The organism is Aquibacillus salsiterrae, assembly GCF_028416595.1.
GTDB classification, from domain to species: Bacteria; Bacillota; Bacilli; order Bacillales; family Amphibacillaceae; genus Aquibacillus_A; species Aquibacillus_A salsiterrae.
The window spans coordinates 164,251-189,902 of the sequence record NZ_JAMQKC010000003.1; the positions used below are offsets into that span (position 1 = coordinate 164,251).

General features: G+C 37.2%; 22 protein-coding genes and 1 pseudogene. All 23 read right to left on the minus strand.

All coding sequences use genetic code 11. The features are described from left to right. Nucleotides 1–3 precede the first annotated feature (3 nt). On the minus strand, nucleotides 4–903 hold the full coding sequence (gene truB / locus NC799_RS05445; RefSeq protein ID WP_272445360.1) for a tRNA pseudouridine(55) synthase TruB: 900 nt from the start codon (nucleotides 901–903) through the stop codon (nucleotides 4–6). Nucleotides 904–1,095: 192 nt separating this feature from the next. Further along, nucleotides 1,096–1,446, minus strand: a complete 351-nt coding sequence (gene rbfA, locus NC799_RS05450; protein ID WP_272445361.1) for a 30S ribosome-binding factor RbfA — start codon at nucleotides 1,444–1,446, stop codon at nucleotides 1,096–1,098. A gap of 41 nt (nucleotides 1,447–1,487) precedes the next feature. Next, on the minus strand, nucleotides 1,488–1,766 hold the full coding sequence (locus NC799_RS05455) for a DUF503 domain-containing protein (protein WP_272445362.1): 279 nt from the start codon (nucleotides 1,764–1,766) through the stop codon (nucleotides 1,488–1,490). Next, on the minus strand, nucleotides 1,763–3,898 hold the full coding sequence (gene infB / locus NC799_RS05460; RefSeq protein WP_272445363.1) for a translation initiation factor IF-2: 2,136 nt from the start codon (nucleotides 3,896–3,898) through the stop codon (nucleotides 1,763–1,765). The genes NC799_RS05455 and infB overlap by 4 nt, the downstream gene beginning before the upstream one ends. 4 nt (nucleotides 3,899–3,902) lie before the next feature. Continuing rightward, nucleotides 3,903–4,220 (minus strand): YlxQ family RNA-binding protein, encoded by a 318-nt coding sequence (locus NC799_RS05465; protein ID WP_272445364.1) that lies wholly within the window; start codon nucleotides 4,218–4,220, stop codon nucleotides 3,903–3,905. Beyond that, a complete protein-coding gene (gene rnpM, locus NC799_RS05470; RefSeq protein WP_272445365.1) occupies nucleotides 4,217–4,495 on the minus strand; it encodes an RNase P modulator RnpM in 279 nt (92 codons plus the stop codon). Before rnpM ends, NC799_RS05465 begins: the two co-directional genes overlap by 4 nt. 14 nt (nucleotides 4,496–4,509) lie before the next feature. After that, complete coding sequence (gene nusA, locus NC799_RS05475) at nucleotides 4,510–5,631, minus strand: transcription termination factor NusA (RefSeq protein WP_272445366.1); 1,122 nt, start codon at nucleotides 5,629–5,631, stop codon at nucleotides 4,510–4,512. 13 nt (nucleotides 5,632–5,644) lie between these two features. Continuing rightward, entirely contained in the window at nucleotides 5,645–6,118 is a 474-nt protein-coding gene (gene rimP / locus NC799_RS05480; protein ID WP_272445367.1) for a ribosome maturation factor RimP, read from the minus strand. Nucleotides 6,119–6,567: 449 nt separating this feature from the next. Further along, a complete protein-coding gene (locus tag NC799_RS05485) occupies nucleotides 6,568–10,860 on the minus strand; it encodes a PolC-type DNA polymerase III (protein WP_272445368.1) in 4,293 nt (1,430 codons plus the stop codon). A gap of 158 nt (nucleotides 10,861–11,018) precedes the next feature. Further along, complete coding sequence (gene rseP, locus NC799_RS05490) at nucleotides 11,019–12,275, minus strand: RIP metalloprotease RseP (protein WP_272445369.1); 1,257 nt, start codon at nucleotides 12,273–12,275, stop codon at nucleotides 11,019–11,021. 15 nt (nucleotides 12,276–12,290) lie between these two features. Then, nucleotides 12,291–13,436, minus strand: a complete 1,146-nt coding sequence (gene dxr, locus NC799_RS05495; RefSeq protein WP_272445370.1) for a 1-deoxy-D-xylulose-5-phosphate reductoisomerase — start codon at nucleotides 13,434–13,436, stop codon at nucleotides 12,291–12,293. Nucleotides 13,437–13,464: 28 nt separating this feature from the next. Beyond that, nucleotides 13,465–14,253: a phosphatidate cytidylyltransferase gene (locus NC799_RS05500; RefSeq protein WP_272445371.1), complete on the minus strand. Its 789-nt coding sequence runs from the start codon at nucleotides 14,251–14,253 to the stop codon at nucleotides 13,465–13,467. Nucleotides 14,254–14,268: 15 nt separating this feature from the next. Next, on the minus strand, nucleotides 14,269–15,030 hold the full coding sequence (locus NC799_RS05505; protein ID WP_272445372.1) for an isoprenyl transferase: 762 nt from the start codon (nucleotides 15,028–15,030) through the stop codon (nucleotides 14,269–14,271). Between the two features lie 151 nt (nucleotides 15,031–15,181). Beyond that, the gene (gene frr, locus NC799_RS05510; protein ID WP_272445373.1) at nucleotides 15,182–15,739 is read right to left on the minus strand and encodes a ribosome recycling factor; all 558 of its coding nucleotides are present in this window, start codon (nucleotides 15,737–15,739) and stop codon (nucleotides 15,182–15,184) included. A 1-nt stretch (nucleotide 15,740) separates the two neighbouring features. Beyond that, complete coding sequence (gene pyrH, locus NC799_RS05515; RefSeq protein ID WP_272445374.1) at nucleotides 15,741–16,463, minus strand: UMP kinase; 723 nt, start codon at nucleotides 16,461–16,463, stop codon at nucleotides 15,741–15,743. Between the two features lie 97 nt (nucleotides 16,464–16,560). After that, entirely contained in the window at nucleotides 16,561–17,445 is an 885-nt protein-coding gene (gene tsf / locus NC799_RS05520; RefSeq protein ID WP_272445375.1) for a translation elongation factor Ts, read from the minus strand. 260 nt (nucleotides 17,446–17,705) lie between these two features. Continuing rightward, nucleotides 17,706–18,452: a 30S ribosomal protein S2 gene (gene rpsB, locus NC799_RS05525; protein ID WP_272445376.1), complete on the minus strand. Its 747-nt coding sequence runs from the start codon at nucleotides 18,450–18,452 to the stop codon at nucleotides 17,706–17,708. A 150-nt stretch (nucleotides 18,453–18,602) separates the two neighbouring features. Then, nucleotides 18,603–19,112 carry a DUF6115 domain-containing protein gene (locus NC799_RS05530; protein ID WP_272445377.1) on the minus strand — a complete coding sequence of 170 codons (510 nt, stop codon included), beginning with the start codon at nucleotides 19,110–19,112 and terminating at the stop codon, nucleotides 18,603–18,605. Between the two features lie 178 nt (nucleotides 19,113–19,290). Further along, nucleotides 19,291–20,070: a FliA/WhiG family RNA polymerase sigma factor gene (locus tag NC799_RS05535; protein ID WP_272445378.1), complete on the minus strand. Its 780-nt coding sequence runs from the start codon at nucleotides 20,068–20,070 to the stop codon at nucleotides 19,291–19,293. Nucleotides 20,071–20,208: 138 nt separating this feature from the next. Beyond that, nucleotides 20,209–21,450: pseudogene (locus tag NC799_RS05540) on the minus strand (chemotaxis protein CheA); the annotation flags it as partial. Nucleotides 21,451–21,626: 176 nt separating this feature from the next. Beyond that, entirely contained in the window at nucleotides 21,627–22,487 is an 861-nt protein-coding gene (locus NC799_RS05545) for a MinD/ParA family protein (RefSeq protein WP_272445380.1), read from the minus strand. Then, a complete protein-coding gene (gene flhF, locus NC799_RS05550; RefSeq protein ID WP_272445381.1) occupies nucleotides 22,480–23,598 on the minus strand; it encodes a flagellar biosynthesis protein FlhF in 1,119 nt (372 codons plus the stop codon). Before flhF ends, NC799_RS05545 begins: the two co-directional genes overlap by 8 nt. Continuing rightward, entirely contained in the window at nucleotides 23,595–25,628 is a 2,034-nt protein-coding gene (gene flhA / locus NC799_RS05555) for a flagellar biosynthesis protein FlhA (protein WP_272445382.1), read from the minus strand. Before flhA ends, flhF begins: the two co-directional genes overlap by 4 nt. Nucleotides 25,629–25,652: the final 24 nt, after the last annotated feature.

Consider the following 25,652-nt stretch of genomic DNA (forward strand, 5'->3'; position numbering starts at 1 on the left):
TTTTCACCTACTTTCGGGCTGGAATACTCTAACTGGTTTTATTTCACTGCTATTTTTAGGATTCACTTCATAGATAGCAAGTAATGTATCATTTGATTGAACTCGAAATGGACTAGTGTAGTTAAAGTTACTTGGTAGCGGTAGTTTTTGCCCATTATATATTTTATCAATCAACTCATCTTTTACAAGCAAAGCATCCAAATGTTCAACACCCTTTTGGATGGGGAGGAACACCTTTTCAGCCGTTTTGTTGTCAAGCATTTTTTCTATTTCATCAAAGGTAACTGTCTCCTGTTCGCTAATACTACCTGTTTGTGTACGAATTAAATGGGACATGTGGGCCGGATAACCTAAAGCTCTCCCTATATCCACGCATAATGTTCGAATGTACGTTCCTTTTGAACAAACAACGAGAAACCGAAACCGACGTTTATCAATATGTTCCAACAGCTCAATTTCTTTAATCAAAATACTTCGTACAGGGCGTTCAATTGTTACACCTGCTCTAGCATATTCATATAATTTCTTCCCATTTACTTTGACAGCTGAATACATCGGTGGTACTTGTTTTGTTACACCTAAGAACCCGGATAAGGTTACGTTTATCTCTTCAATTGTTAGCGAATTGTTGACAGGTTTTTCTTCGATTATTTCCCCTGAGCTGTCTTCTGTATCTGTTGCAGTCCCTAGTGTTAACTCAGCAATGTACGTTTTGGCAGTATCTGTTAAAAATGGAACGATTTTAGTAGCTTGTCCAACACAAATTGGCAAGACACCTTCCACATCTGGATCTAATGTACCGGTATGCCCAACCTTTTTCGTTCGAAGTAGTTTTCTGATTTTCATTACACAATCATGTGAAGTATAGCCTTTTGGTTTCCATAGTGGAATAATTCCATCCATTTATTCTTCCACCCTCCTTATTAAGGATAAGTTATGCCTGTCTTAGTCTAGACAGGCCCTTGCGCTTTTCAAAAGTATAAGAAAGTATAGAAAAATCCAAGAGCGGTCTAGCTCCAGGCGCTTTTCTTAATGCCTTTTGAACAACGATAAAACCCTTGCGGCGCTACACAAGGGTTTTATCCAAAGACATCATTAATCGCTCGTACTGTTTAGTTCACGGAGAATGTGCTCAATTCGGTTGCCTTTTTCAATCGCTTCATCAAACTCAAAAAATAGTTCTGGTGTTTTTCGCAACCGAATTCTTTTTCCAATTTCAGAGCGAATATATCCTTTTGCCTTAGCAAGACCAACTAACGTATCTTGCTTTTGTTTGTCGTTTCCCAATACAGAAATAAAAACTTTTGCTTGTTGTAGGTCACCAGTAACATCTACGTCTGTTACTGTGACAAAGCCAACGCGCGGGTCTTTAATTTTCCTACCAAGAATGTCGCCCAATTCTTTTTTCATTTGCTCTCCTACACGGTTTGCACGTAAATCACTCATCAACGACCACCTCTTCTGTAACTTGAGGGTGCTAAACTAAACTACAACCACTCAAATGTAGTGTTCGCACGTTCAATCTCTGGAAAAGAATCAATCAAAGCTAACGCTTGATTCATAAGCCTTTCCGACGAAACCTTATTACTTGAAATGGTAACAAGACCAAACATTGTTCTTTGCCATAAATCTTGATAATCCATTTCGCTTATAGCTATATTATAATCATTTTGTATTCTTGTTATTATTTTTTTTAGCACAGAACGTTTCTGTTTCAGCGACTGAGCTTCATAAACAATACATTCTACCTGTGCATACAAGATCATACGCGTTTAATTTCTTCCATTACGTATGCTTCGAATACGTCGCCTTCTTTAATATCATTGAAATTCTCTACGGTAATACCACACTCATAATTCTGTGCGACTTCCTTCACGTCATCTTTAAAACGTTTCAATGTGTCAATTTCACCTTCGTAAATAACAATTCCATCACGAATAACACGAACACCCGCATCACGAGTAATTTTGCCATCTGTTACATAACTTCCGGCAATGGTACCAATACGAGATACTTTAAAGATTTCTCTTACTTCTGCTTGACCGATAACTTTTTCTTCAAATTCTGGGTCAAGCATACCTTTCATTGCTGCTTCAATCTCTTCCATAACTTTGTAAATGATTCGATGTAGACGAACATCTACCTTTTCTGATTCAGCAGCTTTTTTAGCATTTACATCTGGTCGAACATTAAACCCAATGACAATGGCATTTGATGCTGATGCAAGAATTATATCAGATTCAGTAATGGCCCCGACACCAGTGTGAATAATTTTAACTTTAACGCCTTCGACATCAATTTTCTCAAGGGATGACGCAAGTGCTTCTACAGAGCCTTGTACGTCTGCCTTAACAATGAGATTTATATCCTTTATTTCACCTTGTTTGATTTGATCAAATAAATCATCAAGACTCACTTTTACTTTGTCGCCACGTTTTTCTTCAATTTGCTTTTGCTGACGTGCTTCACCAACCTGACGAGCCTTTTTCTCATCATCAAAAACAACAAATTGGTCGCCAGCAAGTGGTACATCATTTAAACCAGTAATCTCAACAGGTGTTGAAGGGCCAGCCGTTTTCACTCTTCTCCCTAAATCATTTACCATCGCACGGACACGACCGAATGTGTTTCCGACGACAATTGGGTCTCCAATCTTTAACGTACCATTTTGGACTAGTAACGTTGCAACCGATCCTCGTCCCTTATCAAGCTGTGCTTCAATAACAGTACCAGAAGCATTCCGATTTGGGTTGGCTTTAAGTTCCTCAACTTCTGAAACAAGTTGAATCATTTCAATTAAATCATCAATACCTTCACCCTTAATCGCTGATAATTGGACAAAGATAGTGTCGCCGCCCCATTCTTCTGCAACCAACCCGTGTTCGGTTAATTCTTGCATAACACGATCAGGGTTTGCCCCTTCTTTATCCATTTTGTTAACAGCGATAATGATTGGAACTTCAGCTGCTTTAGCGTGATTAATTGCTTCCACTGTCTGTGGCATTACACCATCATCTGCAGCTACTACTAATATAGCAATATCAGTGATTTGAGCACCTCTTGAACGCATACTTGTAAAAGCTGCGTGGCCCGGGGTATCTAAAAAGGTTAACTTCTTCCCTTTATTTACAATTTGATAGGCACCGATATGTTGGGTAATTCCACCCGCTTCACCTTCTGTCACTTTCGTATTACGAATCGAGTCAAGCAACGTTGTTTTACCATGGTCAACGTGACCCATAATTGTGATGACTGGTGGGCGTTCTTCTAGGTCTTCCTCTTTATCTTGCATATTATAATTTTCTAAGTCATTTTCATCGAGCTCGACAACCTGCTCTACTTCAATGCCATATTCCTCACAAACAAGTTCAATGGCATCTCCATCTAATTCTTGATTTTTTGTTGCCATAACACCTAGGAACATTAATTTTTTAATGATTTCGTTTGTCTCTTTTTCAAGTTTTGTTGCTAATTCACCGACGGTTAGCGAGCCGGAATAGGTGATTTTATTTATTTCCTCTTTTTGCTTTGGCTTCGGCTGCTGTTGGTTATTTTTGTTTTGTTGGTTTTGTTGGTTATGTTGCTTTTTATTTTTCGAATTACCTTTTGCTTGCGATTTGTTACCATCCTTGTTAGCTAACTTATTTGTTTCTTTATCAGCTTCAGACTTTTTATTGAACTTAGTCTTAAGTTTAGCTTGATGATTGTTCTTGTCTTCTGTATCATTTGCGTCTGTTTTCTTAGCTGAAAAAATTTCATCTAACTTTTTCTTCGTACTATCTGAAATAGTTGACATATGATTAGTTACTTCAATATTTAATTGATTTAATTTATCAATAACTTCCTTACTTGAAATATTCATACTTTTTGCATATTCATAAACGCGTGTTTTACTCATACGTTCACCCCCGAATAGATTCATCGAGTAACGATGTAATTTTATTAGCAAAGCCTTGATCTAAAATGGCGATTGCAACCCTACCAGACTTACCGATCGCCTTTGAAATCGTGTCACGATCATCAACAATTCTTAGTGGTATATTATAATAGCGGCATTTGTCTGATATTTTTTTTGTTGTTTGAGGGCCCGTGTCTTTAGCCAGAAGAACTAATTTTGCTTTTTGTTGCTGAATATCGCGAATGATTAACTCTTCTCCCAATGTACATTGTCTAGCGCGAATCGCCAATCCTAATAGACTCAAATACTTTCCATTACTCAATTCCTTTTACCTTCTATCACTTGTATTAAATCTTCATAAATGGAGTCATCAACAGTAACGTTTAGGTGACGATCTAAAACTTTACTTTTCTTAGCTGTCTCTACCACATCTAAGTTTTTTGATAAGTATGCTCCTCGACCATTTTTCTTACCAGTCGGATCGACAAAGACCTCTCCCTCTTTGTTTCGAACTATCCGTATCAATTCTTTTTTATCTTTCATTTCTTGTGTAACTAAACATTTTCTTAGAGGAGTTTTTTTATTTGTTTTTGCCATAAAAACCAACCTCCTTAATCAAATAAATCTAGATCAACATCTGTATATGCTTCTTCTACTTGTTCTGCTTCGTCAGCTTCATTGCCAGTTAGCAAGCCTTCTTCTCTAGCTTCTGATTCACTCTTAATGTCAATTTTCCAACCAGTTAGTTTAGCTGCTAACCGAGCATTTTGTCCTCTTTTTCCAATTGCTAGAGACAACTGGTAGTCAGGAACAATAACAGTTGTTGCCTTTTCTTCTTCATTAACAATTACTTTAACTACTTTAGAAGGACTAAGCGCATTAGAAACGTAAACGACGGGGTCATCTGACCATTCGACTATATCTATCTTTTCCCCTTTTAATTCGTTAACAATCGTTTGAACACGCTGACCACGTTGACCTACACAAGAACCCACCGGATCAATTTCTGGATTATCTGCGTAAACTGATATTTTCGAACGGTCTCCCGCTTCACGAGCAACGGATTTAATTTCAACTGTACCGTCATAAATCTCCGGCACTTCCATTTCAAATAATCGCTTAAGTAAACCAGGGTGTGACCTTGAGATAAACACCTGTGGGCCTTTGTTCGTATTTTCGACTTTTGTGATAAACACTTTTAATCGATCATGAATGTCATATTGTTCGGTTGGCATTTGTTCACTTTCAGGTAAACGGGCTTCAATTTTACCTAAGTTAACATAGACAAAGCGAGGATCTTTCCGTTGAATAATGCCTGTCATAACATCTTCTTCTCGGTCAATATACTCGTTAAAAATAACGCCACGTTCCGCTTCTCTTACTCGCTGTGTAACAACTTGCTTAGCAGCTTGGGCAGCTATTCTTCCAAAATCCTTAGGGGTTACTTCTATCTCAATAACATCACCAATATCATACGTAGGACTGACTTGGGTAGCCTCTTCTAAAGATATTTGTTGTTGTTTATCTTCAACTTCTTCAACAACTTCCTTCCGAGCAAACACTTGCATTTTGCCTGATTGTTCGTTTAAGTCGACTCGGACATTGGTGGCAGACTTAAAATTCTTTTTGTAAGCAGAAATAAGTGCTGCCTCTAATGCTTCCATTAAAATATCTTTATTAATCCCCTTTTCTCGTTCTAAATATTGAATTGCCTCAAAAAGCTCACTGCTCACGTTTATTCCCCCTTTAATTAAAAGATACTGCTAAACGAGCTTTGGCTATTTTATCGTAAGGTATTGTTACTTCTCTCTTTCTACTTTTCACTTTTACTTCGAGTGTAACTATATTGTTTTCAAAAGACTTTAATACTCCCTCGTATTCTTTAGCGCCATCCAAAGGCTCATATAGCTTTACATACACATTGTTCCCCAAATTTTTTTCGAAATCGGTTGGTTTCTTAAGTGGACGTTCAGCACCTGGGGAAGAAACCTCGAGAAAATACGGAAATGTTACAGGGTCAGTATCGTCGAGTTTTTCACTTAGCTGCTCCGATACTTGCCCACACTCTTCAATATCTACTCCGCCTTCTTTATCGATAAAGACACGTAGAAACCAATTTTTCCCTTCCTTTTCAAACTCAATATCAACTAATTCTAAGTTTAGTTCTGTTAAAATTGGGCGAACAAGTTCCTCTGTCTTTTCTGTTATTTTACTACTCACTATTCATTCCCTCCTTTAAGCAGCTTGGTAAATTGAATAAAACACGAACAAGATTATAGTTAGTATGCACAAGTGTGTATCCTTTCATTTATCACCAAAACCCAATCTAAGTAACATTCAGAATAAAACTAAGCTTCGTTAACTACAAAACCCTTGCCATCGTGGCAAGGGAACTCTGATTAGCTTCCAACTATCACAGGACTGTTTGGCTGTGATGTAACAGATAAAAAGGAAAACAAGCAAGAAAGAGTGGGTTTCCCCACTCTTTTAATCAACGTATCATTACTTACCAAGAAAAATATACCACATATTTCAAGATTATGCAAGAATACCTACCTTAGGGAGCAATCTTTCTATAGTATAACCATTTTTATGCAATCCAAAAGCAAGAATGCTAAACTTTAATGAAAGAAATATAAAAGCACATCTGTTTCCCTATTGTGTCTTGACTAAAATAAAGATAACTGATTTGCATCTGCCATTCCTTCTAGGCAGCCGTGGTTATCAAGATATTCTAGTACGGTCTTAGAAATTCGACTTCTTTCGCGTAAGTCTTCTTTTGATAAAAACTCTCCCTCTTCGCGTGCTTTAACGATGTTCAATGCTGCATTCGTTCCTAGCCCGTCAACAGCATTAAATGGTGGAATTAACGTATTTCCATCCACAATAAAATCTGTCGCACTAGACCGATATAAGTCTACCTTTTGGAAAGAGAATCCCCGTTCATTCATTTCTAAGGCTAATTCTAATACCGTTAGTAGGTTTTTTTCTTTTGGAGAAGCATCGTTCCCTTTCATTAATATTTCTTCGATTCGCTTCTTAATTGCAGCTGAACCTTTTACCATCGTATCAAGGTCAAAATCCCCAGCTCGAACTGAAAAATATGCAGCATAGAAATAAAGGGGATGATGTACTTTAAAATAAGCAATTCTAACAGCCATTAATACATATGCTGCCGCATGCGCCTTTGGAAACATGTACTTAATTTTCTTACATGAGTCAATATACCAGTCAGGCACATTATGTTTTTTCATTTCCTCAATCCACTCATCTTGCAACCCTTTACCCTTACGAACAAATTCCATAATCTTAAACGCTAAAGATGCATCCAAACCTTTGTGCATCAAATATACCATGATATCATCACGACATCCGATAACGTCTGGCAGTCCACAGATGCCATTATTAATCAGTTCCTGTGCATTCCCAAGCCATACATCTGTTCCATGGGAAAGCCCCGAAATAATAACAAGCTCAGCAAATGTCTTAGGTTTTGTGTCTTCAAGCATTTGTCTAACGAATCGAGTTCCAAATTCGGGTACACCTAATGTACCAGTTTTACACATAATTTGATCTGCTGTTACTCCTAACACTTCTGGTCCCGAGAAGATTTTCATAACCTCTTCGTCATCGGTTGGAATGGTTTTTGGATCAATCCCACTTAAATCTTGAAGCATACGAATAACCGTCGGATCATCGTGCCCTAGAATATCAAGCTTTAGCAAATTATCGTGAATAGAATGGAAGTCGAAATGTGTCGTTTTCCATTCTGAATTCCGGTCATCTGCAGGAAATTGAATTGGAGTAAAGTCATAAACCTCCATATAGTCCGGCACAACAATAATACCTCCAGGGTGTTGACCTGTTGTTCTTTTAACCCCTGTACAGCCTTGGACTAACCTATCCACTTCTGAACCCTTTATTTGTAATTGGTGATCCGATGCATAGCCTTTCACATATCCGTATGCTGTTTTCTCTGCTACAGTACCTATTGTTCCAGCACGATATACGTTATCTTCGCCGAACAAAACTTTTGTGTAATTATGGGCACGAGGTTGGTATTCGCCTGAGAAGTTCAAGTCAATATCTGGTACCTTATCCCCTTTAAATCCCAAAAATGTTTCAAACGGAATGTCTTGTCCATCTTTCTTTAAGTCATGACCACATGTTGGACAATCTTTATCTAGTAAATCAAATCCACTACCAACTGACCCATCCGTGAAAAATTCATTATATTTACACTCTGGGCAAACATAATGTGGTGGTAATGGATTTACTTCTGTTATTTCTGTAAGGGTCGCTATTAAGGATGACCCAACCGAGCCTCTAGAGCCTACTAGATATCCATCATCCAATGATTTTTTAACAAGCTTATGTGAAATAAGATAAATAACGGCAAACCCGTGCCCGATGATACTTTTAAGCTCTTTTTCAATTCGCTTTTCGACGAGTTCGGGTAAGTGATCGCCATAAATTCTTTTAGCCATTTCATAACTCATTTCCCTAATTTCATCTTCTGCACCATCAATGTTCGGTGTGTAGAGGTCATCTTTAACTGGTTTAACTTCCTCAATAAGGCTCGCAATATGCTGACTATTATCAACAACTATTTCTGCCGCTTTTGCTTCCCCTAAAAATTTAAAGCACTCGATCATCTCTTCTGTCGTACGGAAATATACGTCCGGCAACGTTTGTCGACTTAGTGGATTACCATTTTGTGATGATATCAATATTTGTCGATAAATTTTTTCATGGGGTTCCATATAATGGGTGTTACCAGTAGCCACACACTTTTTCCCTATTCGTTCAGCCATTTCAGTTAAGTTTTTAATTATATCATAGAGCTGTGCCTCGTTTTGAACTAACTCTTTTTCGATTAAGTGATAATAGTTCGAAGGTGGCTGAACTTCAATATAGTCATAAAAGGCAGCAACTGTCTCTGCTTCTTCTTTCGATTTCTGCATCATCGTCTCAAACACTTCACCTTTGTCACAACCAGAGCCAATCAAGAGACCTTCACGCATTTTCTGTAATTTTGACCGAGGGATTCTTGGCACTCTATAAAAATAATCAACATGAGCCATTGATACTAACTTATAAATGTTTTTTAGTCCTACTTCGTTTGTTGCAAGAATCGTACAGTGAAATGGACGAGAACGTTGGTAAGCATTGCCTTCTCCCATATGTTCATTCAACTGTAAGTGGTTATGGATACCTTGTTCATCAGCTAATTTGACTAGTTTCCATAGCAAATAACCTGTTGCTTCTGCATCATAAATCGCTCGATGATGTTGCGTTAGCTCAATGTCTAACAGCTTACATAGTGTGTTCAACCGGTGATTTTTTAAATCCGGAAACAATAATCTAGCAAGCTCTAACGTATCGATAACAGGGTTTTCCACTTTGTTGAGATCTGCTTTTTTTAGTGCATTATTTAAAAAGCCCATATCAAAACTAGCATTGTGGGCTACCAAAACAGAATCTCCCATCCAGTTATAAAACTCTTTAATAACGCTTTCCACTTCTTGAGCATCTTTGACCATGTCATCGGTAATTCCAGTTAAGTCAATCGTTGTTTGTGACAATGGATGATGTGGGTTAACAAAGGATTCAAACCTGTCCACTATGTCACCATTTTCCACCTTAACAGCAGCAAGCTCAATGATTGTATCGTAAACAGCTGATAAGCCTGTTGTTTCCACGTCAAACACAACATAGGTTGCACCTTCCAATGGGACATCTTTCTCATTGTAGCCAATTGGCACACCGTCATCGACAAGATTCGCCTCTATCCCATAAAGAATTTTAATTCCATGCTTTTTACCAGCAGCATATGCTTCAGGGAAGGACTGGGCAACCGCATGGTCTGTAATTGCTATAGCTGGATGTCCCCATCTTGCAGCACGTTCCACAAGTTTAGAAGCAGACATGACCGCATCCATTTGGCTCATCGTCGTATGTGCATGAAGTTCTACCCTTTTCCTTCCATCCTCCGCTAAGTCTTGTCTTATTTTTGCTTTAACTTCATTAATGTCATTAGCCATCATGACTAATTCATTAGCAAACGTATCTGTTTGAATACTTCCACGCGCTTTGATCCACATTCCTTTTTTGATTAATTGGAACTTATCGATATCTTGATCCCCTTTTGAGAACATCTTAATTTGAAAGGAATCTGAATAGTCTGTTGCTTTTACAATTAATAGATGTCTTCCTGACCTTAACTCTCTTACATCTACATCAAATACATAGCCTTGAATAATCATTCTTCGTTCTTCTTCTTTGATAACTTCCATTTGGACTGGCTCATCATTAATCGTGTAACCAATCACAACAGGACCTTCTTTGACCGGGTCGCCTTTTTGTTTCTCTCTATCTTCCTTGTCTTTTACAGCTTTAAGTACTAATTGTTGATCTTCCATGGCTTTTTGTTCTCTAAACTTTTCCAAATCGGTCAAGTTTTGATCTACGTCAACATGAAGCGTATAAGCAGTGATGCTAAGCTTACTACAATACGCTTTGAAGCCTGGTTCTAGCCGCTTTTTCAACGCAGTGGCCTCTGCTTCATTCCTTGCTGTTAATTTAATTTTATTTCCTTCAATTCGAGGTTTTTGTTCGTGCACCAAGTCTTTATATGCCGGTGATATATCCGTCATAGATATTATAAAATCATGCCAGTAATCAACTACATCCTCATCATTTAACGAAGCATTACTTGTATAAAACGTCCAATCAATTGTTGCTATATATGAAAACGCCTCGCGTAATTTTAAGGTAAACATTCGATAAACAGATGGTGGCAAATGTTCAGAAAGATTTATATGAAAGTGCCAAACTTTATCTTTTGTCGAAACTTCTAGCTTTGCTAAAGAACTATGTTTAAAGTGATGATCGATTGCTTCTTGCGGCATTCCTATTTGCTTTAGCAAAAGATTAATTTTGTCACTGCTGGATATGCTCATTTCTTGTTTCCTCCCCGTATCCAGACCTTCGTCCCCAATAATGCTATACTCAATAGCTTAAAAGACTATTCCAATCGCACACGTTCTATTTTACTACTAAATAAAACCCATGTCATTACACAATTCGACATGGGTTTTTGTACTATTTATATGGATACTTAAAGAAATAATCGTTGGATATCGTTCCAGGTCACAACAATCATTAATAACATTAACAGAGCAAAACCGATAAAGTGAACAATTCCTTCTTTTTGAGGGTCAATTGGCTTTCCTCTTACAGCTTCTAACCCAACAAATATCAATCGTCCACCATCTAATGCCGGTAATGGCAAGAGATTAATGATTCCTAGGTTGATACTAAGCGCTGCAGTCCACGATAAAAAGTTCATAAAACCAGTTTGAACAACTTGATTTGTTGCATCATAAATACCGACAGGCCCAGATAACATATCAATCGAAAACTGACCAGTAACTAAATTAGCCAAACTAACAAGAATTAACTTAGCCATTAAATATGTTCTTTCTAAACTGTACGGAATCGATTTAATAATTGACTTTTCTAATTCGATTTGGACACCAATTTGACCAACTTCCATATCCTTTGTTTCAACCCTGTTTGGTACCACAGATAATTCTAGTTGTTCATTTGCTCTTTCTACCGTCATTGCAAGTTCTTGTTCAGGGTTTTCTTGAACAATCATTTGAAATTCTTCCCAGGTTGTAACAGGATTATCTTCAATTTTGATGATGCGATCCCCAGCTTGAAACCCTGCGTCTTCTGCAGGACTCCCCTGCAGTACGTCTCCAATGATTGCTTCATCAGTAGGGATACCTTGAATGAACCCTAAAACGGCAAAGATAAAAATTGTTAACAGGAAATTCATCATTGGGCCAGCAAACAATTGCATCGCACGTTGGGGAATTGTTTTGGATGCAAACTGCCTATCGTAAGGTGCAATTTGCGTTTCGTTCTCATCCATCACAAATACTGCTTTCCTGTCCACTTCGAACTGAAGCTTATCACTTTCATCAATCTCATATCCTTCGATGATTAAACGATGGTCTAAGTCTGCATGTTCCACTTCAATAACATGGGCATTTGGGTGTTTTGATTTATTATTTACAATAATTTTGTTTACTTTCCCAGTTGGGGTAAACTCTAATCCGATGTGCTGTCCTGGTTTAAGGTCAATGATTTCAGGATCTTCTCCAGCAACTCGCACATAACCACCCAAAGGAAGAAGTCTGATTGTATATAATGTTTCTGATCGTTTTGTTGAAAATACTTTCGGCCCAAAGCCAATGGCAAACTCTCGTACCAACATTCCTGCTCGCTTCGCAAAAATAAAATGGCCGAACTCATGGACAAACACGAGTAACCCAAACATAAAAATAAAAGCTATTATAGTGTTCAAATTAGCACTCTCCTTCTAGTCTACGTAGGACTGAACTAACTTTCTTGTCTGTTGGTCGACCTCCAAAATAGTTTCCAAATCAGGTGTTTTTATTACTTTATGTTGATTCAGTGCACGCTCAATCATTGATTCTATTGCAAGGAAGGATATCTTCCCATTTAAAAACAGGTCAACACAAACCTCATTAGCCGCATTTAACACAGTCGTCATCGTACCACCTTCTCTTCCAGCATCGAAGGCCATTTTAAGACAAGGGAATCGATTGAAATCCATCTTGTTAAAATTAAGTTGCCCAATATCTACTAAGTTTAACTTTTTTGTCTGTGGTAAATCAAGTCTGTCTGGATAGGTCAATGCATATTGGATTGGCACCTTCATGTCTGGAGTTCCTAATTGAGCAATGACACAACTGTCAGAAAATTCGACCATCGAGTGGATGACACTTTCTTTATGTAGAACAACATCAATTTGAGAATATGGAACGTCAAACAACCAGTGAGCTTCAATTACCTCTAAGCCTTTGTTCATCATCGTTGCTGAATCGACTGTAATTTTGGCTCCCATGCTCCAATTCGGATGTTTCAATGCGTCTGTTACGGTTACGCCTTCTAGTTCACGTCTTGATTTGTCTCGAAAGCTCCCACCAGAAGCTGTCAGAATGATTTTATTAACCTGATCTTTGTTTTCACCATTTAAACATTGAAAAATAGCCGAATGCTCACTATCAACCGGGAGAAAAGAAACCTGATGTTTTTTCACTTCATCCATGACCAAATGTCCTGCTGTTACGAGTGTTTCTTTATTAGCTATTGCTATGTGCTTACCCTGTTGAATTGCATGCAATGTTGCCTTAAGACCAACACTCCCCATCACGGCATTCACTAAAATGTCTGTTTCATCATCCTTACTGACCTCGATTAATCCTTCATGACCAACTAAGACTTTGGTATGGTCGATATGACCGATAAGCTCTTGTTTTACTTTTTCATCTTTAACAACAACTTTTTTCGGTGAAAATTCCTTAATGATGGGGATCGCTTGTTGTACGTTACTACCAAAAGCAAGTGCATATAACTGGAATTTATCGTTATACTCTCTCATAACATCCAATGTTTGTATTCCAATAGAACCAGTAGCACCTAATAGTGTAATTTTTTTCATGTGTCACGCTCCTACGTCTACTCCAATCTTATGAAATAAATTGGATAAAATGCAATAATGGAAAAACAAATATCCAACTATCAAAGCGGTCCAATATACCACCATGCCCGGGTAATATTTTTCCCGAATCTTTCACATTGTAATGTCGCTTCAAAGCTGATTCGACTAAATCACCAATTTGTCCAAATGCAGAAGCCAAAATAGTAACGATTATTACCACTATATAGGAAGGGTGTACCGGTAATAACCATTGAAATATTAAAGCTACAACACTGGCTAAAAGGATACCACCAATTGCTCCCTCAACTGTTTTATTTGGACTAATTTCTGGCCACAGCTTTCTCTTACCGAATGCTCGTCCAAAAAAATAGGCTCCAGTGTCAGTGGCTAAAATGACAAAGATGACATAAAAAATATATCTCAAGCCGGCTTCTCTTGTTTCCACAAAATAATAAAAGCCAAGTCCTACATAAATAGCAGCTAAAATTAAAAATCCTGCATCATCAAATGTGAACTTATTCTTCACTAAAACGGAGTAAGCCAATAAAAGTAACACAATAAACAAGGTAATTTCTGATTTAGTAAAGACTAATGAAAATAAAAGAACATCCTTACCAGGGAATAATAAGGCCCATAGTAAAACAAGTGTAATAATTGTAGGAATTGGATACCTTGTTGTCTTACGCATATTTAATAATTCGAGCACGCCAATCGAAGCAATCACATACATAATTACATGAAATGGCCAGCCACCATAGAAAACAAATGGAAAAAATAGCAAAATAGCTAAGACTGCTGTTATAATTCTTTGTTTCATTCCTTTTTCAACACCTTATATGCCACCATACCGACGCTTTCTATTTTGATAATCGTATAGGGCTTTCTCAAATTGAACTTCATCAAAATCAGGCCACAACACATCAGTAAACCAAAACTCTGTATAAGCTGATTGCCATAATAAAAAGTTACTCAGACGAATTTCGCCACTAGTTCTTATTAGTAAATCGGGATCTTTCAGGTTGGATGTATATAAGTAAGAAGAGAACAACTCTTCGTCAATATCTGTTAACGTATATTTGTTTGCTTCTACATCTTCGACTACTTTTTTAATAGCCTCGGTTATTTCATAGCGGCTACCATAGTTTAAGGCAATGTTTAAAATCAGACCACTATTATCACGTGTTCGGTCTTTTGCATTATCAACTGCATTTTTTGTATGTGCTGGTAGCACATCAAAATCACCAATCGTTTGTATTTTTACATTTTCCTCTACTAATTCAGGTAAATATGTATTTAAAAACTCTGTTGGTAGTTTCATCAAATAATCGACCTCAGTTTTCGGTCGTTTCCAATTTTCCGTCGAAAAAGCATACAATGTTAACACCTTAACCTGATGCTTATTTGCAATTTTAACAATTCGCTTTACATTATCCATTCCTTGTTTATGACCAGCAATTCTTGGTAACCCACGCTTCTTAGCCCAACGTCCATTACCATCCATTATTATAGCCACATGTTCTGGCAAGTTATCCTTCTTTAATTCAATTTGTTGAGATGTTTTCTTTTTAAAGAAAGGAAAATTAATAATCGGCATACACTATCCTCCATAAGGGACTAGAAAACTAGCCAAGAATTCTTTATTTTATAAACTATTCCGTTTTAGATAAGATTATTTCCAAAACGTGCAAAAACCCCCTTGGTAAAGAGGGTCTTTCTATCTTTCTTATATTTTACCTTTTATTGGCTTAAACTTCCATAATTTCTTTTTCTTTTTCTTTTGCTACCTCATCAATTTTTTTTATAAATGTATCAGTTTCTCGCTGAACATCATCTTGAAAACCACGTAATTCATCTTCGGTTAGATCACCATTTTTCTCGAGCTTCTTTAGTTTATCATTTGAATCACGTCGGATATTTCTAATTTGCACTCTTGCTTCCTCGGCATATTTACCTACTACTTTAACTAAATCTTTTCGTCTTTCTTCCGTTAACGCAGGGATATTAATCCGGATGACATTGCCATCACTAGAAGGGGAAAGTCCTAAGTCTGCCTTTAAGATGCCTTTCTCAATATCTGCCGTTGATGATTTGTCAAAAGGAGTAATGACTAGTAGGCGCGCCTCTGGTACTGAGATGGTCGCTAATTGGTTTAATGGTGTTGTTGCACCATAGTAATCAACGTATACACTATCTAACAAAGAAGGGTTTGCTCGTCCGGCTCTTACTGTAGCAAGTTGTTTTGAAAAAGCTTGAACAGCTTGTGACATTTTTTCGTTCGTTTCTTTAATCACATCTTGTGACATTTTATTTCCTCCTTATTATTGTTCCGATTTTTTCACCAAGTACGGCTCTTTTTATATTTCCCTCTTCTGTAACAGAGAAAACTAACAACGGAATATCGTTGTCCATACATAATGAAGAAGCTGTTGAATCCATCACACCTAGCCCCTCGTTTAAAATATCCATGTAAGACAATTCCTCATATTTTGTTGCATCTTTATTCGTTTTCGGATCTGCTGTATACACGCCATCCACATTATTTTTCGCCATTAAAATAACGTCAGCTTCAATTTCAGCGGCACGTAAGGCAGCTGTTGTATCTGTTGAAAAATATGGGTTACCTGTACCAGCTGCAAATATGACAACACGCTTTTTTTCTAGGTGACGAATTGCTTTTCTTCGGATATACGGTTCAGCTACTTGTCTCATTTCAATGGACGTTTGAACTCTAGTGGGAATACCGAAATTCTCTAAGCTATCCTGAAGTGCTAAAGCATTCATAATCGTGGCTAACATCCCCATGTAGTCAGCATTTGCACGGTCCATACCCATTTCACTGCCGACTTTCCCTCGCCAGATATTTCCACCACCAACTACCACTGCGACTTCAACACCTAATTCTGCAACTTCTTTTACTTGAGATGCAACGGATTGAATTACTTTAGGTTCAATTCCAAAACCTAAATCTCCACTTAACGCTTCACCACTTAATTTTAACACAATTCTCCTGTAAGTAGCAGTTGTCATAATAACCTCCATCTATATGTAAAATATTTATACCAAAGTTATACAAAGAGGGAACACCACGTGTTCCCTTATTATTTGAGATACAGTCAACAAAGGTTTATTTTTTAACTTGGCTCATAACTTCTTCTGCAAAGTTATCTGAACGTTTTTCCATTCCCTCGCCAACTTGATAACGAACAAACCCTTTTACAGTAGCACCTTTTGCATTTACAATGTTTTTAACTTTTTGATCAGGATCTTTAACAAAACTTTGTTCTAATAAACAAATTTCTTCAAAGAACTTACCTAAACGACCTTCAACCATTTTTTCAACGATTTTTTCTGGTTTTCCTTCATTAAGTGCTTGCGTTTTTAATACTTCTCTTTCTTTTTCAACTTCTTCTGCTGAAACTGCATCACGAGAAACGAAGCGTGGGTTAACTGCTGCGATATGCATTGCCACATCTTTCGCAATATCTTCATCAGTAGTTCCTTCAAGTACAGTTACAACACCAATATTTCCACCCATGTGAATGTAAGCACCAAATGCATCATTGTCGGTCTTTTCAAAAATAGTGAAACGACGAAGTGAAATTTTTTCACCAATTTTTGCAATGTTAGCGTTGATGAATTCTTCTAATTTATCTCCATCACCGTGAAGTTTTTGTTCTAGAGCAGCTTCTACCGATTCTGGTTTTTGAGAAACCAAGTGTTTTCCAAGTTCAGAAAGTAGGTTTTTAAACTGATCATTTTTAGTAACAAAGTCTGTTTCACAGTTAACTTCTAATAAAACTGCCGTATTTCCATTCACTTCAACGTGTGTAGAACCTTCAGCAGCAACTCGATCAGCCTTTTTCGCAGCCTTTGCAATTCCTTTTTCACGAAGATAGTCTACTGCTTTATCTAAGTCACCGTCTGTTTCCTGTAACGCTTTTTTACAATCCATCATACCTGCTCCAGTTTTTTCACGAAGCTCTTTTACTTGTTGTGCAGTAATAGCCATTTATTATTTCCTCCTTATTATTAACTCGTTATATAAAAAAAGCAAAAAGGTTGGTACATATAAGTATGTTCGTTTAACACATTATATAAAACTGTAAAATGTACGTATTCCCCTTCTTGAATTCACAAAAGAAAAGCGGAAGCTCCTTGCTAGACTAAGACAGAAAAAGCACTCGGAGCTAGACACTCCACATTTTTTCTTTCTTATCTTTAAAAAAGGTGATAAAAGGTTCCCCTCTTATCACCTTAATAAACCTTTTCCTACTCTTGTACAGTTTCAGTTACAGCTTCTTCCTTTGCTTCAGGTGCTGCTTCTTCTATAACTTCTCCTTGTTTAGCTTCTAAAATAGCATCTGCCATTTTAGCTGTTAGAAGTTTTACAGCACGAATTGCATCATCATTAGCTGGAATGACATAATCAATTTCATCAGGGTCACAGTTTGTATCAACAATTCCTACGATAGGAATATTAAGTTTATGAGCTTCAGCTACTGCAATACGTTCTTTACGTGGGTCAATAATGAACAATGCATCTGGTAACTTGGTCATATCTTCAATACCACCAAGAAATTTAACAAGACGTTCTTTTTCCTTAAGAAGTCCTACAACCTCTTTTTTAGGAAGCACTTCAAAAGTACCGTCTTCTTCCATGCGCTTAATTTCTTTCAAACGGTTAATACGTTTGCGGATAGTTTCGAAGTTTGTAAGGGTACCACCTAACCAACGTTGGTTAACGAAGTACATTCCAGAACGAATCGCTTCTTCTTTTACAGATTCTTGTGCTTGCTTTTTAGTACCTACAAAAAGAATAGTACCGCCGTCAGCAGCCACTTCCTTAATATAGTTGTATGCTTCATCAACTTTCTTAACTGTTTTTTGTAAGTCGATGATGTAGATGCCGTTACGCTCTGTGAAGATATATTTCTTCATTTTTGGGTTCCAACGGCGAGTTTGGTGTCCAAAGTGAACACCAGCTTCTAAAAGCTGTTTCATTGAGATTACTGCCATAATGATGTTTCCTCCTAAATGGTTTTTTTATCCTCCGCTCACTTCATTTTAATATAAGGACTATTGCTAGCACCGCTTATATTATCCACGAACGTGTGTATTAACACCAAAAGTAAATATACCATATGCTATTCGAGCAATCAAGCAAATTTATGAGTTTTTACGATGAAATTTTAACATGAGTTCTACTTCGGTCTTCCCTAATCCGAGTTTTCTTGCAATCTTTTCGACTGATTCCCCTTGGTCATACAGTGAAAAGACTTTGGCAGATGGTGATTGCTCCAACGTATCCTCGTTGACAAGTTCAAACGGTGGTACATAGGAATTAGTCTCATTTACATAATTAGGTTTCTTTTGAGACGGATAGGGCGTTTTAGTGGAAGTTGTCTGTTGTTCTTTACCTTGGTCAGGGAATGACTCTGCTTGTTTCGTTTGTTCAGGCTTTGTTTTAATTTTTTCATTTAAAATTTGGTTTAATTTTTCATTTTCTTCTTTTATCTCCATTAAGTAAAAAGTCAAAAGGTTTTCGAGCTCTTCCTTGTTTTTCGCTTGTGTTTCTTCTATCACTTGAACAACTTTCCACTTATCACGCAATGTTTTTATAAGAATAAACGTAAAAACATGTAGTAAAAAGCTTAGTAAAAGCAAAAAATATAACATAATTGGTCACACCCTCAATTTTCCCTAAGCAGGGATGGTAACAAAATACTTTCTTATCTTGTAAGAAAAGCGCAAGTTTAAGTCAAGCCTCGTAATGCCTGGAGGAGCAGGAATTTACTCTTTTCTGTCCGAATTCAACCTCGATTCTGCGCCCGCACCTATAATCTCTTGGATTTTTTTAGACTTTCTTATCTTTCAAAGATAAAGCACCACGCAACTTATAAATTGCTTGCTTGTGAATTTGTGATATTCGTGATGTAGTCAATTCTAAGACATGACCTATTTCCGTGAGGGACAGTTCCTCTTTATAAAACAAGCTAACTACCAGTTGTTCATTATCATTTAATTTCATAATTGCTTTTTCTAGCTCTTGATAATTTTCCTGCCTGACTAATTCTGCTTCCGGTAAAAGAGTAGATTGGTCAGGTAAAACGTAACCAATCCCTTCTTTAAAATCTTCACTCGATTCCTTTACTTTTTCTTCAACCGACAGTAAATTAGCAAACAAAGAATCCTTGATCACTTCCTCAACTTCAGTAACCGACATACCTAAGGCTTCCCCAATTTCGCTAGAAGTTGGTTGCCTGGATAATGATTGTTCTAAATCGATAGAAGCTTTGTTCACTTGTTTCACCTTGTCGCGAATCGTTCTAGGTAGCCAGTCTTCTTTTCTTAACCCATCAATAATTGCACCGCGAATCCTAAAGGAAGCGTATGTATCAAATTTTAAATCCCTATTTTTATCAAACTTCTTTAAGGCATCGTAAAGCCCCATCATACCAAGACTTCTTAATTCTTCTTTTGAGATATTTGCTGGCAAATGAATGGCTATTCGCTTTACATGATGGGAAACTAGGTACATATAAGCTTCTATCAATTGATCCGCCGTTTCACTGTCTTGGTTTGTCAGCCACCGTTCCCATAAATATTCACTTGCTTGTGTATAACGTTTAGACAAAAACAACACACCTCATATCTATACAAAAGTCTGTTACTACTTTTAACAACATCCTTTTGTTTGGTTGCTCGATTTTAAATTAGGATTCCATGCGCCATTCTTACTTCAACCACTATTTTTCGGGACTGTTTATCAGTCTAAAGTAAGTGGCAACTGAATTAAAAAAATCGTTCCTTTACCTTTTGTAGAATTTATCGAAATCGAACCACCTAATGATTCGATTCTGTTTTTAACGACGTCTAAACCTACACCACGCCCAGAAATATTAGAAATTTCTTCCTTCGTGGAAAAGCCACTTTCCATCAATAATTTGTAGATATCAATCGATGTGAGACTATTTACTTGATTAGCTACTATTAATTGATGCTCAAGCGCCTTTATTATAACCCTTTTTTCGTCAATCCCTGCTCCATCATCGGCAATTTCAATAAAGACGTGATTTCCACTAAGATAAGCACTTAATTTAAGCAATCCTTCTTCACTTTTTCTGTGTTGCATTCGAACATCCGGCGTTTCAATTCCATGATCAATCGCGTTTCGAATCAAGTGTACAAGCGGATCACCAATCTCATCGATTAACGTACGGTCCACCTCTGTATCTGTTCCATTAATTTCTAGCCTTATCTGTTTACCAAGGTCCTTAGCCAATTGGCGAACCATTCGCGGAAACCGGTTAAAGACATGATTGACCGGAACCATTCGCATGCTATCTGTAATTGTCTGCAAATCCAAAGAAATTCGAGACATTCGCTCGATAGTTTCTTGTAACTCTGGATGATTAAGGATGGATGAAAGCTGTTCTAACCGGGCTCGTTCCATAACAAGTTCATTTAACAAGCCCCTCAAGGCATCTAGCCTTTCTACATTAACACGAATGGTCTTATTTCCGATTGTTTTCGTTGTATTGTGAATACCTGGAGCTGCACTCTCTAAACTTGCTGCGACTTGACCCGAGCCTTTTGATAGTTGATGTTCTTGTTGAATTGTTACGTCCACTACTACACCTTGTTCGATTGCTTCGATTTTTTTTGTAATCGCGATAACATCCTTTTGTCCACTTCCACCATTGGCAATGTCGATTACGATTGACTCTAACTGGTCAACAGCTTCAAAAACAACATCAAGCACTACAGAATTTATAACGACCTGTTTATTTCGAAAAGCGTCTAAGACATTCTCCATTTGATGGGCTAAGATAGCAAGGTCCTGGTAACCCATTGTTGCAGACATTCCTTTTAACGTATGGGTAGACCTGAATAATTCATTTACTATATTTATACTAGTAGGATTAGACTCCAACTCTAACAAATGCCTATTTAACGATTGGATGTGTTCCTTACTTTCATCAATAAACACATCTAAATAATCGTTCATCTCCACTTCATCTCTCACCCTTAAGTAAACGTTTTTTATGATAATTTCAACGAACCTTGTTTGCTATTTAGTAAATTAGGTTTTTTCAGGAGCATAAAGCATACCATTGTACTACATGTCTTATTACTTGACCCATGAACGTAAATCATCAACATTTTTTTAACTTCCTCGCCCATTTGCCTTTATCCTTTGAAAAACTGTTTAAGCTTATTTGCAAAGGAGTGCGGGACCTTTTTCCCAACATCAATAGTGTCAGAAACATATTGATCAACTAACTGTTGCATAGCAATCGATGCAAGTGAATTAGGTTTATATAACACAAATGGAATTTGTCGACTAACAGCTTGGCTTACCGTTTTATCTTCCGGTATCACACCAAGCACCAAAATGTTCTTTTGTAAAAATTGATAAACGACCTTTTGCAGTCGTTCTAATGTGTCTTGTCCACTTTTAGACGATGGTGCACGATTTACAAGCAAATATAATGGTGCATTTTCCTTTTTATTTACCATGTGTTTAATAATTCCATACGCATCCGTTAATGATGTAGGTTCTGGTGTCGTTATTACAAAACATTCATCAGCAGCCAACATATAATAAAGGCTGTCACGCGAGATTCCTGCACCCATATCAAAAATAATGTAATCGTATGTATTAATTAATTCGTTCAGTTGATGTATAAAGAAATCAAATTTTAATTCATTCATGTGAAATATCTCTGACAATCCCGACCCAGCAGCAACATATGAAATATCATTCGGGCCTTTCTCAACAATATCATGGATGGACAATTGCAAGTCAAACATAGTGACAATGGAATACTTAGGTGTAAGTCCTAACAGGATGTCAATATTCCCCATACCAATGTCCAAGTCAAAGATCAAAACCTTCTTATGCTTTTTTGCCAGTGCTAACGAGAAATTCAATGCAACGTTCGACTTGCCAACCCCACCTTTACCACTAACAACCGCAATAGTCTTTGCTTGACGATACGCTTTTAACATTTCGATTTTTTTACGAAGTTTGTCTGCCTGGTCATTCATTTGACTTTTCACCAACTATCATTCGACTTAGAAGTTGTGGAGTAACTTCTTTAATATCATCCGGTACATTTTGTCCATCGGTAAGATAGGCAACTCCTAGCTTTTTTTCCATACATAAATTTAAGATTGCCCCATATGTTTCTGTTTCGTCTGTTTTAGTAAAAATCAACTGATCAATAGGAATAGATTTAAATTGATTAACAATTGTTTCTAGATCACTTGATCTTGTTGTCAACGAGAGAACAAGAAATGTTTTTAAGTCTGCCTGTAAATCAATCAGCTGCCCAAGTTCTTTCACATATTTCCAATCTCGGAAATTGCGACCCGCTGTATCGACAAGAACTAAGTCGTAATTTTCGAATTTTTTCCTTGCTTGTTGATAATCCTCAATCGTATATGCAACCTCAAGTGGTACATCGAGAATTTTTGAATATGTTTTTAATTGATCAATCGCTGCAATTCGATAGGTATCCATCGTGATAAAAGCAACTTTCTTCTTATCCTTTAACACACAATTGGCCGCTATTTTAGCAATGGTTGTTGTTTTTCCTACTCCTGTAGGACCAACTAGATGAACTACCTTTTTGCGATAATCAATTCCATCCAAGCTAATTGTATTTAATCTCTTAGCCACTTCATTAATTAGCTCTTCCCTCCCGATTGACACAGAAGCGTTTATCTTTTGTTCATTTGCTCCAATAATTGAGTTGATCACTTCTTCTGCTAGCTCTTGTTTTACTTCCTGGTTAATTAAGATGTCATATAGTTGTGTATATTCTAGTGGGAACTTCGGTTTTGATTCACCATTTCTTTCTATCCATGTTCGTAGCTGATTAATTTCCCTTAAAACCTGTTCATTAATGTCTGGTTTTTCCTTTGAAACCGATCGATTATTTGATTGATGTATAACAGGCTTTTCTTTTTTTTGTCTACCCTCTGGTTTAGGGTCAAGAGCAGCAATAACTTCGATATTCTTTTTCTTAAAAAACCCAATCAAACCATCCTGTTGCACTTCCTTTGAACTAAGTATGACCGCATCAGGGCCAAGGTCTTTCCTTATTTTCATCATAACCTCTGGCATTGTAGGAGCTACAAATTTCTTTACCTTCATGCAACGTTCACCACCCCAACACTTTGTACCTCAAGATTTGCTTCAAGTTCATTGTAAGAAAGCACAACAATATTCGGCAAAAAACGATCAAGCAGTTGTTTTACATACATACGAATGGTTGGCGAGCATAGAATAATCGGTATTTCTTCTTGAATAGATACTTGTTCTACTTGACTTTGGATTGATTGAATAATTTTCTGTTGCGATTCTGGATCTAAAGCTAGATAACTTCCATGCTCTGTTTGTTGCACGTGCTCGGATACAAGTTGCTCCACTTCACTAGCTATCGTTATCACCTTCAACACATTGTCGTCATGCGTGTATTGTTTTGTAATTTGAGCAGCTAAAGCTTGCCTTGCATATTCCGTTAATAGATCAGTATCATTAGTCATTTTGCCAAAATCAGCTAATGTCTCAAATATAACAGGTAAATTACGAATAGAAATGTTTTCTCTCAATAATTTAGCTAACACTTTTTGAACGTCTCCGATTGAAAGTGGTTCTGGCGTTACTTCATCTACTAAAATAGGGTAACTTTCTTTCAAATGATCAATTAACTGTTTAGTTTCTTGTCTACCTAACAATAAATGTGCATGCCCCTTAATAACCTCTGTGATATGCGTAGAAACAACAGACGCTGGGTCAACAATTGTATAACCAGACAACTCTGCCTCATCTTTCACCTCTTCGCTAATCCATTTAGCTGGGAGGCCGAACGCTTTCTCAGTTGTTATAATACCCTCCATGTCATCGTCCTCTATACCAGGACTCATCGCAAGAAAATGGTCGAGCAATAATTCGCCCTTGGCTACTTCGTTTCCTCTAATTTTCAAACGGTATTCATTTGGATTTAATTGAATATTATCCCGAATTCGGACAACAGGAATGACTAACCCCAACTCGATTGCAAGTTGTCTTCTAATCATCACTACGCGGTCAAGCAAATCTCCACCTTGAGTAGTATCAGCTAAAGGGATCAACGCATAACCAAATTCAAACTCAATTGGGTCCATACTAAGTAAATCAATGACATTTTCCTTTGCTTTCATTTGATCTGATTCTACTTGTTCTTCTTCAAGATCTCTGTCAACTGAAGATTCCACAACAGGTCTCGATAAGAAATAACCCCCAAGCAAAAGCAAAGACGCTATCATCGTTGTTAGAAAGAAATTAATTGGAGTGAACCCTAGTAAAAAAATGGAACCAGATGCGATATACAATAACTTAGGAAAGCGAAAGAGTTGTTTGGTCACATCACTACCTAAGTTTCCCTCTGAAGCAACACGCGTAACAACAATTCCTGTTGCTGTTGAAATTAACAACGCAGGAATTTGACTCACTAATCCGTCCCCAACGGTTAACTGCATGTACGTGGTGATTGCCTCATTGAAGCTCATCCCCTTTTGCATAACACCTATAATAAGACCAAAAACAATGTTAATTAATACGATGATTATCCCTGCAATTGCATCACCTTTAACAAACTTACTCGCCCCGTCCATTGCACCGTAGAAATCAGCCTCATGTTCAATCTTCTCTCTTCGTTCCTTCGCTTGTTGTTCATTAATCATACCTGCATTAAGATCTGCATCAATACTCATTTGCTTCCCCGGCATTGCATCGAGCGTAAAGCGGGCAGCAACTTCTGACACACGTTCACTACCTTTTGTAATAACCAAGAATTGGATAATAATAAGGATCGTGAATACAACAAACCCAACTAAAGGGTTGTCCCCAATAACAAATGTTCCAAACGTTTCTACCACACCGCCAGCATCCCCTTCGGAAAGAATAGAACGTGTAGTAGAAACGTTCAAGCCTAACCTGAATAAAGTCAGAAGGAGTAGCAAGGAAGGGAAAATAGAAAATTGTAATGGTTCAATGGTATTCATCGAAACTAAAATAACCATTAGTGCGAGTGAGATATTCATAAGGATCAAAATACTTAATAACCATCCTGGTAACGGGACGACTAACATTACAATAATTAAAATAACAGCTAATAGTACAGATAGGTCTCTTGCTTTCAATTTTCTCCCCTCCTTTTGTTCCTA

What these genes read in the sequence shown, in the direction of transcription:
- rpsB (WP_272445376.1), bottom strand. Translation starts at nt 18,452, where the DNA reads ATGGCAGTAATCTCAATGAAACAGCTTTTAGAAGCTGGTGTTCACTTT.
- NC799_RS05530 (WP_272445377.1), bottom strand. Translation starts at nt 19,112, where the DNA reads ATGTTATATTTTTTGCTTTTACTAAGCTTTTTACTACATGTTTTTACG.
- NC799_RS05485 (WP_272445368.1), bottom strand. Translation starts at nt 10,860, where the DNA reads ATGAGCATATCCAGCAGTGACAAAATTAATCTTTTGCTAAAGCAAATA.
- rbfA (WP_272445361.1), bottom strand. Translation starts at nt 1,446, where the DNA reads ATGAGTGATTTACGTGCAAACCGTGTAGGAGAGCAAATGAAAAAAGAA.
- pyrH (WP_272445374.1), bottom strand. Translation starts at nt 16,463, where the DNA reads ATGACAACTGCTACTTACAGGAGAATTGTGTTAAAATTAAGTGGTGAA.
- truB (WP_272445360.1), bottom strand. Translation starts at nt 903, where the DNA reads ATGGATGGAATTATTCCACTATGGAAACCAAAAGGCTATACTTCACAT.
- infB (WP_272445363.1), bottom strand. Translation starts at nt 3,898, where the DNA reads ATGAGTAAAACACGCGTTTATGAATATGCAAAAAGTATGAATATTTCA.
- NC799_RS05545 (WP_272445380.1), bottom strand. Translation starts at nt 22,487, where the DNA reads ATGAATGACCAGGCAGACAAACTTCGTAAAAAAATCGAAATGTTAAAA.
- tsf (WP_272445375.1), bottom strand. Translation starts at nt 17,445, where the DNA reads ATGGCTATTACTGCACAACAAGTAAAAGAGCTTCGTGAAAAAACTGGA.
- NC799_RS05505 (WP_272445372.1), bottom strand. Translation starts at nt 15,030, where the DNA reads ATGCCGATTATTAATTTTCCTTTCTTTAAAAAGAAAACATCTCAACAA.
- NC799_RS05500 (WP_272445371.1), bottom strand. Translation starts at nt 14,253, where the DNA reads ATGAAACAAAGAATTATAACAGCAGTCTTAGCTATTTTGCTATTTTTT.
- rnpM (WP_272445365.1), bottom strand. Translation starts at nt 4,495, where the DNA reads ATGGCAAAAACAAATAAAAAAACTCCTCTAAGAAAATGTTTAGTTACA.
- dxr (WP_272445370.1), bottom strand. Translation starts at nt 13,436, where the DNA reads ATGAAAAAAATTACACTATTAGGTGCTACTGGTTCTATTGGAATACAA.
- frr (WP_272445373.1), bottom strand. Translation starts at nt 15,739, where the DNA reads ATGTCACAAGATGTGATTAAAGAAACGAACGAAAAAATGTCACAAGCT.
- flhF (WP_272445381.1), bottom strand. Translation starts at nt 23,598, where the DNA reads ATGAAGGTAAAGAAATTTGTAGCTCCTACAATGCCAGAGGTTATGATG.
- NC799_RS05455 (WP_272445362.1), bottom strand. Translation starts at nt 1,766, where the DNA reads ATGATCTTGTATGCACAGGTAGAATGTATTGTTTATGAAGCTCAGTCG.